Genomic DNA, 12,974 nt, shown 5'->3' on the forward strand with positions numbered 1-12,974 from the left:
AATTTGCATATCTGCGGATAAAAACCCACTGCGAGACAAAAGGCCATCCCTGCGAAGGCTGGAGTGGGCGTGGTAACCTTGCGCCCATCGCAAAAAGCCTGGCTTGCAGCCTGACTTTGCCCCTCACTCTCGACGAATCCGCCTAAGCCTTCCAATGAGTAAATCGACTACCGATCTGTCCGGCCACACCCCGATGATGCAGCAGTACTGGCGCCTGAAGAACCAGCACCCCGATCAGCTGATGTTCTACCGCATGGGCGACTTCTACGAGATCTTCTACGAGGACGCGAAAAAGGCCGCCAAACTGCTGGATATCACCCTGACCGCCCGTGGGCAGTCAGCCGGACAGGCGATTCCGATGTGCGGGATTCCTTACCACGCCGCCGAAGGCTACCTGGCCAAGCTGGTCAAGCTGGGCGAATCGGTGGTGATCTGTGAGCAGGTCGGCGACCCAGCAACCAGCAAAGGCCCGGTAGACCGCCAGGTCGTGCGGATCATTACTCCAGGCACGGTCAGCGATGAAGCACTGCTCGATGAACGCCGCGATAACCTGATCGCCGCCGTCCTGGGCGATGAACGCCTGTTTGGCCTGGCGGTGCTGGATATCACCAGCGGCAACTTCAGCGTGCTGGAAATCAAGGGCTGGGAAAACCTGCTGGCAGAGCTGGAGCGGGTCAACCCGGTCGAGTTGCTGATTCCCGATGACTGGCCCCAGGGCCTGCCCGCCGAGAAACGCCGCGGCGTACGTCGTCGCGCGCCCTGGGACTTCGAGCGCGACTCGGCGCACAAAAGCCTCTGCCAACAATTCTCCACCCAGGACCTTAAAGGCTTTGGCTGCGAAAACCTGACCCTGGCCATCGGCGCAGCCGGTTGCCTGCTCAGCTATGCCAAGGAAACCCAGCGCACCGCCCTGCCCCACCTGCGCAGCCTGCGCCACGAGCGCCTCGACGATACTGTGGTGCTCGACGGCGCCAGCCGGCGCAATCTGGAGCTGGACACCAATCTGGCCGGCGGGCGCGACAACACACTGCAATCGGTTGTCGATCGCTGCCAGACCGCCATGGGCAGCCGTTTGCTGACCCGCTGGCTGAACCGCCCGCTGCGCGACCTCAAGGTATTGCAGTCGCGCCAGGACTCCATCGCCTGCCTGCTCGAGGCCTATCGCTTCGAGAAGCTGCAACCGCAGCTGAAGGAAATCGGCGATATCGAGCGCATCCTGGCCCGTATCGGCCTGCGTAATGCCCGCCCACGGGACCTGGCCAGGCTGCGTGACGCACTGGCCGCCCTGCCGCAGTTGCAGGACGGCATGCTCGAGCTCGAAGCGCCCCACCTCAAACAGCTGGCCATCACCACCAGCACCTACCCGGAGCTGGCGATTCTGCTGGAGCGGGCGATTATCGATAACCCGCCGGCCGTGATCCGCGACGGCGGCGTTCTGAAAACCGGCTACGACGCCGAGCTGGACGAACTGCAGGCCCTGAGCGAAAACGCCGGCCAGTTCCTGATCGACCTGGAAGCCCGGGAGAAGGCCCGCACGGGCCTGGCCAACCTGAAGGTCGGCTATAACCGCATCCACGGCTACTTTATCGAGCTGCCCAGCAAGCAAGCCGAGTCCGCACCCGCCGATTATGTGCGCCGCCAGACCCTCAAAGGTGCCGAGCGCTTTATCACACCCGAACTCAAGGCCTTCGAAGACAAGGCCCTGTCGGCCAAAAGCCGGGCCCTGGCGCGGGAGAAGATGCTCTACGAAGCCCTGCTCGAAACCATGATCGGCGAACTGCCACCTTTGCAAGACACCGCAGCGGCCCTGGCCGAGCTGGATGTCCTGAGCAATCTGGCCGAACGCGCCCTGACGCTGGACCTGAACTGCCCGCGCTTTGTCGAAGAACCCTGCATGCGCATCAGCCAGGGCCGACATCCTGTCGTCGAGCAGGTGCTGACCACCCCTTTCGTGGCCAACGACCTGTCCCTGGACGACAACACCCGGATGCTGGTGATCACCGGTCCGAACATGGGCGGTAAATCCACCTATATGCGCCAGACCGCCCTGATCGTGTTGCTGGCCCATATCGGCAGCTTTGTCCCGGCCGCCAGTTGCGAACTGTCGCTGGTCGACCGCATTTTCACCCGGATCGGCTCCAGCGATGACCTCGCCGGTGGCCGCTCGACCTTTATGGTGGAAATGAGCGAGACCGCCAATATCCTGCACAACGCCACCGACCGCAGCCTGGTGCTGATGGACGAAGTGGGCCGCGGGACCAGCACCTTCGACGGCCTGTCGCTGGCCTGGGCCGCCGCGGAACGGTTGGCCCAGCTGCGCGCCTACACGCTGTTCGCCACTCACTACTTCGAGCTGACCGTCCTGCCGGAGAGTGAGCCGCTGGTGGCCAACGTGCATCTCAACGCGACCGAGCACAACGAACGCATCGTGTTCCTGCACCACGTGCTGCCGGGGCCTGCCAGCCAGAGCTATGGCCTGGCAGTTGCGCAGTTGGCCGGGGTCCCCACGCAGGTCATTTTGCGGGCCCGGGAACACCTTGGCCGCCTGGAAACCAGCAGCCTGCCCCACGAAGTGAGCTCTCCCAAACGGGGCAAGAGCGCGGCGCCACAGCAGAGCGATATGTTCGCCAGCCTGCCCCATCCGGTCCTGGACGAGCTGGCCAAGCTCGATCTGGACGATCTGACGCCACGCCGTGCCCTGGAAATGCTCTATACATTGAAGACACGGATCTAACGCACAGCGCCGCAAGCTGATAGAATCTCGCGCGGTTTGGGATGCTGCGGGCTATTAGCCTGGTTCGCAGACTATCGCTCCCGAACCATGCGAGCCTGTGCCGATCAGGTTTCGCTGCCGCCGCCTGAGGAGAGAATTAGAAATGACCTTCGTCGTCACCGACAACTGCATCAAGTGCAAGTACACCGACTGCGTAGAAGTCTGTCCGGTGGACTGCTTTTACGAAGGCCCGAACTTCCTGGTGATCCACCCGGATGAGTGCATCGACTGCGCACTGTGTGAGCCTGAATGCCCAGCGCAAGCCATCTTCTCCGAAGATGAAGTGCCGGATGACATGCAAGAATTTATTCAGTTGAATGTGGAGCTGGCGGAAATCTGGCCAAACATCACAGAGAAGAAAGATGCTCTTCCCGATGCGGAAGAGTTCGATGGCGTCAAAGGCAAGATCAAAGACCTCGTGCGCTAAGCGCTACGCCCTCCACGAAAAGGCCCCTTGCGGGCCTTTTTGCATAATGGCCTGTGCCACTTTTCGACAGACAAAAAAAGGGGCGGTATGACCCGCCCACATTTTTCCCTATTTCCCTTTTTATCCCTTTCATCATCCTGATGAGTCACTGCCTGTGACGTCCTTCGACTACCGTCCCTGATAGCGATGCCCATCCGTTGGCACAGCCCTGATATTAGAGAGTTCCTAGGCAAGTGCAACATGGGTCTGACGGACACCGGCCACATGAAAATAATAAATATCCTTATAAATCAACAAGTTGAAAATAGACTATTTACTCAGGTTAGCTATCCGCCAACAAAATCCTCAAAGACTTACATTGCAAGTAAGCAAATGCCTACAACACTTCACAGATAATCCTTCGCAATAGTGCTGAACTTCGACGGCAAAGTACCAGGCATAAAAAAACCCCGACCAGTCGGGGTTCTTCTGCAGCGCTTAGAAATACGATTATTGGAACAATGACTCGCTGGAAAGGCCGTTTTTCTCAAGAATTTCGCGCAGACGTTTCAAGCCCTCAACCTGGATTTGCCTTACACGCTCACGAGTAAGACCGATCTCCAAACCTACATCTTCCAGGGTACTGCTCTCATGGCCCCGCAGGCCAAAACGCCGAATGACGACTTCGCGCTGCTTGTCAGTCAGCTCAGACAGCCACTGATCGATGCTCTGCGACAGATCATCGTCCTGCAGCAGCTCGCAGGGGTCGGTTGGACGGTCGTCGGTCAGGGTATCGAGCAGCGTCTTGTCCGAGTCCGGCCCCAGCGATACGTCAACCGAGGACACTCGTTCGTTCAGCCCCAGCATGCGCTTGACCTCCCCGACCGGTTTCTCCAGCAGGTTGGCGATTTCTTCGGGGGAAGGTTCGTGATCGAGCTTCTGGGTCAGCTCACGCGCGGCACGCAGGTAGACGTTCAGTTCCTTGACCACATGAATCGGCAGTCGGATTGTCCGCGTCTGGTTCATGATGGCTCGTTCAATGGTCTGACGAATCCACCAGGTCGCATAGGTCGAGAAACGGAAACCGCGCTCGGGATCGAATTTTTCAACCGCCCGGATCAAGCCCAGGTTGCCTTCCTCGATCAGGTCCAGCAATGACAACCCGCGATTGACATAGCGCCGGGCGATCTTGACCACCAACCGCAGGTTGCTTTCGATCATGCGCTTGCGCCCCGCAGGGCAGCCGCTCTGCGACAAGCGTGCGAAATGGACTTCCTCTTCGGGGGAGAGCAGTGGAGAAAAGCCGATTTCATTGAGGTACAACTGGGTCGCATCCAGCGCCCGCGTGTAGTCAATGTACTTGTGCTGCTTAAGCGCAGTGGAGCTTTTTGATTTGCTCCGGGGAGACGGTGGTGGAGCCTCGTCTTCAGAGGACTCATCCAGGACGATGCCGGTTTCCATCAGGAGCACCTCATCGTCGATGTCAAACCCCGGCGCTTCTTTACTGAGAGCCATTTTTTTAGTCCTTTGCTGAGTTCGACCTCAAGCTCAAGCGGCGCCTTTATCCTTGGCAACGCTGAGCCTGTTCCTTCTACGTGAAAAGAACAGGCTGGTAACGGATCAACGACGTGGCAGGAATTGCAGAGGGTCTACCGGCTTGCCCTGGCGGCGAATTTCAAAGTGCAGCTTCACCCGGTCTGTACCCGTGGAGCCCATCTCGGCAATTGTCTGTCCGACTTTGACCTGCTGCCCCTCCCGAACCAACAGTCTACGGTTATGGCCGTATGCACTGACGTAGGTATCGCTGTGTTTGATAATTACTAATTCGCCGTAGCCCCGCAAGCCACTCCCGGCGTATACGACCGTGCCATCAGACGCAGCTAAAACAGGCTGTCCCAAATCCCCGGCGATATCAATGCCTTTATTCAAACTACCGTTTGAAGAGAATTTCCCGATCAAAATACCGTTCGCTGGCCAGCCCCAGCCTTTGGGCGCAGGCCCTGGAGCAGGTGTGGGGGTCACTGTGGCGGGTGGCTTGGCGGTGCTTGCAACCGCCACCGGTCGACGAATGACCGTGGTTTTACTCGACGATGAAGCTGACGAAGAGCTCGTCGTCACGACGCCAGACGATGTTGCCGTTGAACGCCCATCAAAGCGAATCGCCTGGCCGACATGGATCGTATAAGGCTCGGGAATGTTGTTACGCGCGGCCAGCGCCTTCCAGTCCCAGCCATAGCGAAAAGCGATGGAAAACAGGGTATCGCCGCGCTTGACCACATGCTGCCCGGTGGTCACGGTGGGACGCTTCGGCGCGACATTGTTGTTGCGGTCGACCACCCGGACGCCACCGCTTGGGGTACTGGAACAACCAGCCAGCAAGGCACCGAGGGCAAGACCGATCACCAGTCGCTGAAAGCTTGCTGTTCTCATGTGCTGAGCAATGACCGTGAGACTCACCCGCCGCTCCCTTTGTGGTGGCTGAAAAATGGAGATGCCTCGCAAGGCCGTAATATCACACAAGTATAACTGGCCGCAGATCAATTACGGACAGCCAAACCCGGCGCTGAAAAAACCGGGCAAAAAATAAACAGGTATTAAACACGCGTGTAACACACCAAGGCGGCTCTAAGACCCGCGCCGGCCGGCAGAATTCAACCGCCGCTCAGGCCAGAGGCCCATTGAGCAACGGGACAAAGCGCACAGCCCCAAGCACCTGCCGCGAGAAGCCCTGCTCCTCGCGAATGATCAGCAGCAATTGCTGGACTTCGCCAGCCCCCACCGGGATCACCAGGCGGCCGCCCGGGGCCAGTTGGTCGAGCAGCGCCTGGGGCACATCCGTCGCCACGGCCGTGACGATAATGCCGTTGTATGGCGCCAGGGCCGGCCAGCCTTCCCAACCATCGCCCCAACGGAAAACCACATTGCGCAAATTGAGTTCGAGCAAACGTTCTTTCGCCCGATCCTGCAGAACCTTGATGCGCTCGACCGAAAAAACCCGCTCAACCAGTTGCGAAAGTACTGCCGTCTGGTAGCCCGAGCCTGTGCCGATCTCCAACACCTTGTCCAGCGGACCTGCCGCCAATAGCAACTCGCTCATGCGCGCCACCATATAAGGCTGGGAAATCGTCTGGTTGTGCCCTATGGGTAATGCGGTGTCCTCGTAGGCACGGTGTGCCAGTGCCTCGTCAACAAACAGATGACGTGGCGTGCGCCGAATAACCTCCAGCACCTGGGCATTGGACAGGCCTTCCTCATACAGCCGCTGGATCAACCGCTCGCGGGTACGCTGGGAAGTCATGCCGATACCACGGCGTAGCATCTCGTCCTGTTCTCGCGCCATCAATGCAGCCCCTCAAGCCAACCATCGAGGCTCTTGAAGCCATCGCCGAAGGTACGATCGAGCTGCAGCGGCGTGATCGACACATAGCCCTGCATGACCGCATGGAAATCGGTGCCCGGGCCACCGTCCTCGGCATCCCCGGCCGCGGCGATCCAGTACCCGGCGCGTCCTCGCGGGTCAACGATACGCACGGGGGCCGCAGCGCGCGCGCGATGGCCCAGGCGCGTCAACTGAATGCCGCGGATATGTTCCAGGGGCAGGTTGGGGATGTTCACATTCAAAACGGTACGCGGCGGCAGATCCAGCGATTCGTGGGCTTCGACCAGTTTGCGGGCGAAATACGCCGCACTGGCAAGATTGTCGACCTGACGCGAAACCAGAGAAAAGGCAAAGGATGGCCGCGACAGGAAACGCCCTTCGAGGGCGGCCGCGACGGTGCCGGAGTACAGCACGTCATCCCCCAGGTTCGCGCCCAGGTTGATCCCCGAGACCACCAGGTCCGGCTCGTGCTCCAGCAGACCATTAAGGCCCAGGTGCACGCAGTCGGTCGGGGTCCCGTTGACGCTGATAAAGCCATTGGCCAGCGTCTGCGGGTGCAACGGACGGTCCAGGGTCAGAGAACTGCTGGCACCGCTTTTATCTTGATCAGGAGCAACGACCACGCACTCGGCATAATCCGCCAGCGCAGCATGAAGCGCGGCGAGACCGGGCGCTGTTACCCCATCGTCGTTTGAAATCAGAATACGCATGGGCTGTCCGTCTGCCCCACCGGCACCAGATCGACGAGTTCGCGAACCAAAGCAGTCGCGAAGCATCCGGCCGGCAGGACGAATTCCAGTTGCAGAATGTCAGGCTCGGGATAATGCCACGTCAACCCGCCAATGGGCAGTCGCAGGATGCGTCGTTCGTGTTCCATTCCAGCCCGGACCAACCAGTCGCGTAGCGCCGCTTCACGCTCACCGGTCGCCTGTTCCAGCGCAAAGGCCGCGCCGCTGGCGGGCGACGGCCCGCTGCCCCACAACGGCCCCGTCGGATGCAGATCGAGAATGGCCAGGCGCGGATCATTGCACTCGGCCTCACCGGCCGGAAAAAAACTGCGACTGTCTGTAAATGCAAGCAGGTCGCCGACTTGGGCACGCTGCCAACTGCCATCGGCGACTCGTGCAGCCAGGACCTGGTTGAACAGGTAACTGCGGGCTGTCGACAGCAACCGCGAACGCACAGCGCGCTGTTCTGGCAACGCCTGGCGAGCCGCGTATTCGCGAGCCTCTCCCAGGTTACCGCCCTGGTAGCCGAAGCGCTGGGCACCGAAGTAGTTGGGAATGCCTTGCCTGGCAATCATTTCCAGGCGTGCCTGCAGGCCCTCTTTGTCCGCCACCAGCTGGGTCAGGCGCAAGGTAAAGCCATTGGCGGCATGGGCACCGCGCTGCAGCTTGCGCTTGTGCCGCGTGGTTTTCAGGATTCGCAGTGTGTCGCTTTGCGCCGCGCTCAGGTCAGGGTCGGCCTTGCCCGGCAGTTGTATGCTGAACCATTGGCGCGTCAGCGCCTGGCGGTCCTTCAGACCGGCATAGCTGACCGTACGCAGCGCAACACCGGCGGCCTTGGCGATGCGCCGGGCAGCGTCCTCGGTGTTCAGGCCGCGCTTTTCCACCCAGAGCCACAGGTGCTCGCCGTCGCCGCTCAAGGGAATGTCCAGCACTTCATCGACTTGGAAATCTTCCGCCGTCGCTTTGAGTACCGCGCTGCCCAGGGCTTCACCCCAGGCACATGGGCCGAGCAGTTCAAGTTCGGTCATGAGCGCAGCAACAAGGCGACGCTGTGCACGGCGATACCTTCTTCACGCCCGGTGAAACCGAGCTTTTCCGTGGTGGTGGCTTTTACATTCACTTGATCCAACTCAACTTCAAGATCCGCCGCGATCAGCGCGCGCATCGATTCAATATGCGGGGCCATCTTCGGCGCCTGGGCAACAATGGTGTTGTCGACATTACCGACCTTCCAGCCCTTGGCCTTGATCAGGGACACGACATGACGCAGCAGCACGCGGCTGTCTGCCCCCTTGAAACGTGGATCGGTGTCCGGAAAGTGCTTGCCGATATCGCCCAGCGCCGCAGCGCCCAACAAGGCGTCGCTCAAGGCATGGAGCACGACATCGCCATCGGAATGTGCCAACAGCCCGTGGTGATGCTCGATCCGAACCCCACCCAGAGTAATGAAATCGCCTTCGGCGAAACGGTGCACATCATAGCCGTGGCCAATACGCATAAAAAAAACGCCCCGATAGAGTCAGGGCGCAATTCTACCTATTTTGTCCGACATTAGCCGCTAAGAGCTGCAGCGTGATGGCGCAGATGGTCTTCGATAAAACTGGCGATGAAGAAATAGCTGTGGTCATAGCCGGGCTGCAGACGCAGCGTCAGCGGATGCCCTGCCAATCGCGCGGCTTGCTGCAGGGCCTCGGGCTTGAGCTGGGTCTGCAGGAAGTCATCCCGATCGCCCTGATCCACCAGTATCGGCAGTTGCTCACCCGCTTCAGCGATCAGTACCGTGGCATCCCACTCACGCCAGCGCGCACGCTCCTCGCCCAGGTAACGGGAAAAAGCCTTTTGCCCCCAAGGACAATCCATCGGATTGCAGATCGGCGAAAATGCCGACAGCGCCTGATAACGCCCTGGATTGCGCAGTGCACAGACAAGCGCGCCATGCCCGCCCATGGAATGGCCACTGATACCGCGTCGCTGCGAAGCAGGGAAATGCTCCTCGACCAGAGCAGGCAGTTCGTGCACCACATAGTCGTGCATCCGATAGTGCTGGGCCCAAGGTTCCTGTGTGGCATTGAGATAGAACCCGGCGCCCAGACCGAAGTCCCAGGCGTTATCCGGATCTCCCGGGACCCCAGGCCCGCGCGGGCTGGTATCCGGCGCCACAATAATCAGGCCCAATTCGGCGGCAATACGCTGCACACCGGCCTTGTGCATAAAGTTTTCGTCGGTGCAGGTCAGCCCCGACAACCAGTACAGCACCGGCAACTTGCGATCCAACTCGGCCTGGGGCGGCAGATACACGGCAAAGACCATGTCACAGCCCAGGGTTGAGGAACGATGTTTATAGCGTTTATGCCAGCCACCGAAGCTCTTCTGGCACGACAGATTCTCTAGGGACATAAGAGCCGCTCCAAGCGCCAAGCGGTTAGCGCTTTAAGCTAACCACTTGCAGCTGCTTTTCAGAAATGAATGACAGTGCGAATGCTCTTGCCTTCATGCATCAGGTCAAACGCTTTGTTGATATCTTCCAGGCCCATGGTGTGGGTGATGAACGTATCCAGCGGAATTTCGCCCTTCTGAGCCATGTCGACATAGCTCGGCAGCTCGGTACGCCCGCGCACGCCGCCGAAGGCCGAACCGCGCCAGACGCGACCGGTCACCAGTTGGAACGGGCGGGTAGAGATTTCCTGGCCCGCGCCCGCGACACCGATGATCACCGACTCGCCCCAGCCCTTGTGGCAGCATTCCAGGGCGGCACGCATCAACTGCACATTGCCGATGCACTCGAAAGAGAAGTCCACGCCGCCATCCGTCAGGTCGACGATGACTTCCTGGATCGGGCGATCGTAGTCCTTGGGGTTGATGCAGTCGGTCGCGCCCAGTTGGCGGGCGATCTCGAACTTGGCAGGGTTGATATCAATGGCAATGATACGGCTGGCCTTGGCCTTGACCGCTCCGATCACTGCCGACAGGCCAATGCCGCCGAGGCCGAAGATCGCCACGGTGTCGCCGGGCTTGACCTTGGCGGTATTGATCACGGCGCCGATCCCGGTGGTCACACCGCAACCCAGCAGGCAGACCTTTTCCAACGGCGCATCCTTGGCGATCTTGGCCACGGAGATTTCCGGCAGAACGGTGTACTCGGAGAAGGTCGAGGTGCCCATGTAATGGAAAATCGTCTCGCCCTTGTAGGAGAAACGCGAAGTGCCATCGGGCATCAGGCCCTTGCCCTGGGTCGCACGGATCGCCTGGCAAAGGTTGGTCTTGCCCGAGAGACAGAATTTACATTGGCCGCATTCCGGGGTGTACAGGGGGATCACATGGTCGCCCACCGCCACCGAGGTCACGCCTGGGCCGATGGCCTCGACAATCGCCCCGCCTTCGTGGCCAAGAATCGACGGGAAGATCCCCTCCGGGTCAGCCCCGGACAAGGTGTAGGCATCGGTATGGCAAACACCGGACGCGACAACCCGCAACAGCACTTCCCCGGCCTGGGGCATGGCCACATCGACTTCGACGATCTCCAGCGGTTTCTTGGCTTCGAAAGCAACAGCAGCACGTGACTTGATCATCCAGCTTCTCCCATACAGTGAAAACGATGGGTACAGTGTAAATCATCATCGTTTGGTGAATAATCAGGCCCAAAGCAAAACATTATTGCTACACAGGGACAATCGGAATGACGGCGCCATGACTGACAATCGCTGGGAAGGTATCGACGAGTTCGTCGCCGTTGCCGAATGCAGCCAGTTCACCGCGGCGGCGCAACGCCTGGGGGTGTCGTCGTCGCATATCAGTCGACAGATCGTGCGCCTGGAAGAACGCCTGCAAACGCGCCTGCTCTATCGCAGTACTCGGCGCGTGACGCTGACCGAAGCTGGACAGACCTTTCTCTTGCACTGTCAACGTCTGCAAGACGGTCGCGAAGAGGCACTGCGCGCCGTAAGCGATCTGGCCAGCGAGCCTAAGGGTATGTTGCGCATGACCTGCGCCGTAGCCTACGGCGAGCGCTTTATCGTCCCGCTGGTGACACGCTTTATGGGGCTGTATCCACAGTTGCGGGTGGATATCGAACTGAGCAATCGCCCCCTCGACCTGGTACACGAAGGGCTCGACCTGGCCATTCGGCTCGGACGCCTGCAGGACTCACGGCTGGTGGCGACGCGCCTCGCTCCTCGAAGCATGTATCTGTGCGCCTCGCCCTCCTACCTGGAGCGCTATGGTCGTCCCCATAGCCTGTCGGAGTTGAGTCGCCACAATTGCCTGATCGGCAGTTCGGATATCTGGCAACTGCAACAGAATGACCGGGAATTTTCCCAGCGGGTCCAGGGAAACTGGCGCTGCAACAGCGGGCAGGCGGTGCTCGATGCGGCGCTCGAAGGCGTCGGCTTGTGCCAGCTACCGGACTATTACGTGCTTGAACATCTGCAAAACGGCCGCTTGATCTCCCTGCTCGAAGCTCACCAACCGCCCAACACGGCCGTCTGGGCACTCTACCCACAGCAGCGGCACCTCTCACCGAAGGTGCGCAAGCTGGTGGACTATCTCAAGCAGGGATTGGCCAGCCGGCCCGAGTATCAGGCCTAGCCCGTGGACTTCAGTTGCGCTGGCGCCAGCGCAGGCGCAGCCACTCCAGATCCTCGGGACGCGTGACCTTGATATTGTCCGAACGCCCCTCGATCAGCCGGGGCGCGTGCCCGGCCCATTCCATTGCCGAAGCCTCATCGGTGACCGTCGCGTCAGCCACCAGGCTGTCGGCCAGGGCGCGGTGCAAGGCCCCCAGGCGAAACATCTGCGGTGTATAGGCCTGCCAGATCGAACTGCGATCAACCGTCTCGGCCACCCGCCCATGCCGATCGGCACGCTTGAGCGTATCGCGGGCCGGCACGGCCAGCAGACCGCCCACCGGATCATCGGCCAGTTCGAACAGCAACTTGTCCAGGTCATTGCGTGACAGATTGGGCCGCGCCGCATCGTGGACCAGCACCCAATCCTGCTCATCCGCCCCCTGGGCATGCAAATGCAACAAGGCATTGAGCACCGAGCCGGAGCGCTCCGCGCCACCGTCGACCCGCTGAATACGCGGATCGCCCGCCAGGCTCAGGGATGGCCAGTAGGGATCGTCGGCGGCCAGGCAAACCAGCAGGCCTTGCAGGCCGGGGTGGTCCAGGAAGCAGCCAAGGCTGTGTTCGAGAATGCTCTGTTCGCCCAGTTGCAGGTATTGCTTGGGGCGGTCAGCGGCCATGCGGGCACCAACGCCCGCGGCAGGAATCACGGCCCAGAAGGCCGGTGACGAGGAAATCATTGGGCCAACTGGTAGAGGGTTTCGCCCTCTTTGACCATGCCCAGTTCGTGGCGAGCCCGCTCTTCGACGGTCTCCATACCTTTTTTCAACTCAAGCACTTCGGCGTCGAGCACACGATTACGCTCCAGCAAACGCTCATTCTCGGCGTGCTGGTCAGCAATCTGCTGAGTCAGGTCGGCAACCTGCGCCAGGCTTCCATTACCCACCCAAAGGCGGTACTGCAGGCCAGCCAGCAGCAGAAGCAAGACGAGGAACAACCAATTGGGACTGCGCATCGAATTTCAGGTATCCACTAATAAAACAGCCGTGCCGACAACTTTGATACGACCAACAGCACGAAGCCTGGAAGACCCAGGCTTTGTGCTGATTGAGCATCAGATTAGTGC

At 60.2% G+C, this 12,974-nt stretch carries 13 protein-coding genes; 3 read left to right on the forward strand and 10 right to left on the reverse strand.

What is annotated here, in order from left to right:
- Positions 1-154 precede the first annotated feature (154 nt).
- Together mutS and fdxA are read left to right on the forward strand one after the other, a co-directional pair.
- Entirely contained in the window at positions 155-2,734 is a 2,580-nt protein-coding gene (mutS, locus tag NPS46_RS14960; protein ID WP_274108440.1) for a DNA mismatch repair protein MutS, read from the forward strand.
- Between the two features lie 142 nt (positions 2,735-2,876).
- Positions 2,877-3,200 (forward strand): ferredoxin FdxA, encoded by a 324-nt coding sequence (gene fdxA / locus NPS46_RS14965; RefSeq protein WP_274108441.1) that lies wholly within the window; start codon positions 2,877-2,879, stop codon positions 3,198-3,200.
- Positions 3,201-3,689: 489 nt separating this feature from the next.
- Here the strand turns inward: fdxA and rpoS are convergent, their stop codons facing one another.
- The 8 genes from rpoS to NPS46_RS15005 form a co-directional block, all read right to left on the reverse strand.
- Positions 3,690-4,694: an RNA polymerase sigma factor RpoS gene (gene rpoS / locus NPS46_RS14970; protein ID WP_274108442.1), complete on the reverse strand. Its 1,005-nt coding sequence runs from the start codon at positions 4,692-4,694 to the stop codon at positions 3,690-3,692.
- 105 nt (positions 4,695-4,799) lie between these two features.
- The gene (locus NPS46_RS14975) at positions 4,800-5,636 is read right to left on the reverse strand and encodes a peptidoglycan DD-metalloendopeptidase family protein (protein ID WP_274108443.1); all 837 of its coding nucleotides are present in this window, start codon (positions 5,634-5,636) and stop codon (positions 4,800-4,802) included.
- Between the two features lie 205 nt (positions 5,637-5,841).
- The gene (locus tag NPS46_RS14980; protein WP_274108547.1) at positions 5,842-6,477 is read right to left on the reverse strand and encodes a protein-L-isoaspartate(D-aspartate) O-methyltransferase; all 636 of its coding nucleotides are present in this window, start codon (positions 6,475-6,477) and stop codon (positions 5,842-5,844) included.
- 41 nt (positions 6,478-6,518) lie between these two features.
- On the reverse strand, positions 6,519-7,268 hold the full coding sequence (gene surE / locus NPS46_RS14985) for a 5'/3'-nucleotidase SurE (protein ID WP_274108444.1): 750 nt from the start codon (positions 7,266-7,268) through the stop codon (positions 6,519-6,521).
- Entirely contained in the window at positions 7,256-8,314 is a 1,059-nt protein-coding gene (gene truD / locus NPS46_RS14990; RefSeq protein WP_274108445.1) for a tRNA pseudouridine(13) synthase TruD, read from the reverse strand. Before truD ends, surE begins: the two co-directional genes overlap by 13 nt.
- Positions 8,311-8,784: a 2-C-methyl-D-erythritol 2,4-cyclodiphosphate synthase gene (gene ispF / locus NPS46_RS14995; RefSeq protein WP_274108446.1), complete on the reverse strand. Its 474-nt coding sequence runs from the start codon at positions 8,782-8,784 to the stop codon at positions 8,311-8,313. Before ispF ends, truD begins: the two co-directional genes overlap by 4 nt.
- 53 nt (positions 8,785-8,837) lie before the next feature.
- Positions 8,838-9,683, reverse strand: a complete 846-nt coding sequence (gene fghA / locus NPS46_RS15000) for an S-formylglutathione hydrolase (protein WP_274108447.1) — start codon at positions 9,681-9,683, stop codon at positions 8,838-8,840.
- 59 nt (positions 9,684-9,742) lie between these two features.
- Complete coding sequence (locus NPS46_RS15005) at positions 9,743-10,855, reverse strand: S-(hydroxymethyl)glutathione dehydrogenase/class III alcohol dehydrogenase (protein ID WP_274108448.1); 1,113 nt, start codon at positions 10,853-10,855, stop codon at positions 9,743-9,745.
- 118 nt (positions 10,856-10,973) lie between these two features.
- On the opposite strand from NPS46_RS15005, the gene NPS46_RS15010 reads away from it, so the two are divergent.
- A complete protein-coding gene (locus NPS46_RS15010; RefSeq protein WP_274108450.1) occupies positions 10,974-11,870 on the forward strand; it encodes a LysR substrate-binding domain-containing protein in 897 nt (298 codons plus the stop codon).
- Positions 11,871-11,880: 10 nt separating this feature from the next.
- On the opposite strand, the gene ispD is transcribed toward NPS46_RS15010, so the two are convergent.
- Together ispD and ftsB are read right to left on the reverse strand one after the other, a co-directional pair.
- Positions 11,881-12,588, reverse strand: a complete 708-nt coding sequence (gene ispD, locus NPS46_RS15015) for a 2-C-methyl-D-erythritol 4-phosphate cytidylyltransferase (RefSeq protein ID WP_274108452.1) — start codon at positions 12,586-12,588, stop codon at positions 11,881-11,883.
- Entirely contained in the window at positions 12,585-12,863 is a 279-nt protein-coding gene (ftsB, locus tag NPS46_RS15020) for a cell division protein FtsB (protein ID WP_274108454.1), read from the reverse strand. Before ftsB ends, ispD begins: the two co-directional genes overlap by 4 nt.
- Positions 12,864-12,974 lie beyond the last annotated feature (111 nt).

It is taken from the genome of Pseudomonas putida (assembly GCF_028682395.1).
GTDB classification, from domain to species: domain Bacteria; phylum Pseudomonadota; class Gammaproteobacteria; order Pseudomonadales; family Pseudomonadaceae; genus Aquipseudomonas; species Aquipseudomonas putida_AB.